Raw genomic sequence first — 2480 nt, 5'->3', positions numbered from 1 at the left:
CCAAGACCGGTACCCCGCGCAGGACGGCGGTCGACGCCCGCACCACCCGCCATGCCGGCTACGAGATTAGCCAACGCTGCCGCAAACGGATTGAGGAGGTGTTCGGGTGGATCAAGAGTTCCGCCGGTCTGGCCAAGGTGAAGCTACGGGGGCGCGAGCGCGTGGACGCCGCCTTTACGTTGGCGCTCGCGGCCTACAATCTGACCCGTCTGCCCAAGCTGCTGGTAGTGCAGCCATGAGCGTGCGGGGCAAATGGCGTGTAGTGGAAACGCCCGATCACGACATGGCCGGGGCGGGCTCTTACATCCTGTTCGCAGCCGACGGCGGCGAGTTCGCCCTGGATTGCCTCACGGGGACAATATATGGCCGTTGCGAAGGCGATGCCGTGGAGTTCACGTGGGACGGCAGCGACGAGATGGAGCCCGCAAGAGGCCGTGGTTGGGCAGAAGAGCTCGCCGATGGTTCGCTTGAAGGCGAGATATGCCTCGAAGGCGGCGACGGCATTCCCTTCATCGCCCGCCGATTGGCTACTTCTTCAACGGCCTGCTAGGCCCCGTTATGATGGTTAGGTTATGCCGCGTTCTGCGAGCGATGCGCTCCCGGTCAGCTTCTTTCGCTGCTTTGAGGCCGGCCGTGTGGGGAGTTAGCGCTGTCCCCGCCAGACCCCGCTAACTTTCCCGCTGTTTAAATCGAAAGGGCTACCACTTTGAGCGGCCTGTCGACCCGGGACCGGTGTGATCCTTTAGGCCATCGATGACCTTGAGCGCGGCTTCGAGTTCATCTCGAAGATGCTTCGTAATCCGCAGAACGCCGCTCGCAAGCTCCTCACGGCTGATTTCTGCACCGTGAGCGACTTTTTGCTCCAGGTCGCGTATAGCGTTTTCGATCTTGTGCAGCGAGAACGTGCTGGGCATCATCCGGCTCCGCCAATTATGATTGAGGATGGGGCTTCCGCTGCAGGGACGACCCACAGCGTAAAAATGCGTCCGCTACACGGCTGAGTAAAGCGAGTGGAGTTGCGGGAAAATCTGTCCCCATCTCGCGTCTGAGCGCCTCGAAATCGGATAAGGTCGAAAGAGGGCAATCCGCCACCGCGTCCATTTTTGAGCAGATAGCTTCAACCCGGGATCGCCAATCGGCCACCTGTTCTTCAGTTCGCTGTGGCCCGTACGTGTCTCCTGCCGGTGTATGGCTTGGCCTACGGACGTAGTCCGTGAATGCTTGGATTGCCGCTACAACTTCGGTCCTGGGCACGGCGGTAATGCGGAGCCAGCTCGAACATTTGCAGGCCGAACGGCTTGATATGACATGCACGCGGGGACGCGGAAACCCACCAATTCAGGTGGGTGCTTCCAGTCCTTCTCAGCGATACTCCTTGATCGCACCCCTTGAGAGTTTGAGCCTCTCGGGAGCAAAGGTGGCCAGCCTCAGTCTTCGAGGACGGGCTGGCCACCGAAGTTAGCGGTGCGTTGCAGGGACAGCGCTTATCGGTCCACATCAAAGCGCCGAGTCACGTGCCGCTAACTTCACCGGCAGCGCGGGCGCGGTAGGGACAGCGTCGGATCCATTCCCAGCGCCGAGTCGCGCCCGCGCTGCTTCTTCTCTTGAGGCTCAGAAAAGCGATGACGGAGCAGCAACGCGTGGCATTCGGCGGCGTTAATGCTTCGGTTGCGACGCCGGATGTATTTCAATTCTCTCGGCCGTCATAACGACTCGCTTCGCAGCGTAGTTGGGGAGGGAGCTTTCGGTCAAGTCACTTGGGATAATTCGAACATTCTTTCGGCAAGCGGGCAGGTGAGCCATCGCCTGGATCTCCGCGCAGTCGTTCTTCAAGGCTTCCCGTTCTGCCGCAGGTGCGACAGACTTTGCAGAAACAATCGTAACCATTCCGGGCTGAGGTGCAATGCAGTGGTAGCCATCCATGGCGTAGAGGCACCTCACGTTTCGGAGCTCGATAGGCTGCCCGATGAACTTTGCAGGGGCAGCATAAAGGTCATCTGAATCAACGATCTTGAAATCGTTCGGGGTGAAGTCCGAGACGAATTTTCTCTAATGTTCGCTGTTTCCGGCCCGGGGGGCGTCCGCAGCGAGCGCGAGCCGCGTCGAACAGAGTACGATTGTAGCTCCAAGAAGGTGCGTGAGCCTCTTCCGCTCAAGAAAGGTTCGCCCCCGCGCCTTCGGAGTCGGCCTTCCCTTTTGAATGATGAATCGGCGCAATTTGCTGCAACCTCTCAGCCGTGATGTCCTATGGGCTTACCGTCGGAACGTGTTCAGTTAAGGGCATTCCGAGTGAGTGATGCGGCCCCACCAATTCCGGTAGGCGCCGAGCGGCCCTATCACGGCGATATCGCTTGGCGGCCGGGAATCAATCGGAGCAACGCGTGACACCGGGTCAACAGGTGGGTTTGCGGTAGGGACGCTCATTGCTGAGCGCCCCCCGCGCGGATCCGGACGAGCCCAATTAAGGCATCCGGCTCTTA

Annotated in this window: 3 protein-coding genes; 2 read left to right on the top strand and 1 reads right to left on the bottom strand. The window is 60.0% G+C overall.

What is annotated here, in order from left to right; genetic code table 11:
- Both XI03_RS01705 and XI03_RS01700 read left to right on the top strand, forming a co-directional pair.
- A partial coding sequence (locus XI03_RS01705) for a transposase (RefSeq protein WP_271591116.1) occupies positions 1-239 on the top strand: 239 nt, incomplete at its 5' end.
- Positions 236-550, top strand: coding sequence for a hypothetical protein (locus tag XI03_RS01700; RefSeq protein ID WP_271591115.1), 315 nt, complete (start codon positions 236-238; stop codon positions 548-550). The genes XI03_RS01705 and XI03_RS01700, both read left to right, overlap by 4 nt.
- A 148-nt stretch (positions 551-698) precedes the next feature.
- On the opposite strand, the gene XI03_RS01695 is transcribed toward XI03_RS01700, so the two are convergent.
- Complete coding sequence (locus tag XI03_RS01695) at positions 699-917, bottom strand: hypothetical protein (RefSeq protein ID WP_271591114.1); 219 nt, start codon at positions 915-917, stop codon at positions 699-701.
- Between the last annotated feature and the right edge of the window lie 1563 nt (positions 918-2480).

The sequence above is a fragment of the Bradyrhizobium sp. CCBAU 65884 genome (assembly GCF_028128835.1).
GTDB lineage: Bacteria > Pseudomonadota > Alphaproteobacteria > Rhizobiales > Xanthobacteraceae > Bradyrhizobium > Bradyrhizobium ottawaense.
The sequence above is the reverse complement of the archived record's forward strand: the minus strand, read 5'-3'. Positions and strand labels throughout refer to the sequence as shown.

Bases quoted from the DNA above. Each gene is read 5' to 3' on its own strand.
- XI03_RS01700 (WP_271591115.1), top strand. From the start codon at position 236: ATGAGCGTGCGGGGCAAATGGCGTGTAGTGGAAACGCCCGATCACGAC.
- XI03_RS01695 (WP_271591114.1), bottom strand. From the start codon at position 917: ATGATGCCCAGCACGTTCTCGCTGCACAAGATCGAAAACGCTATACGC.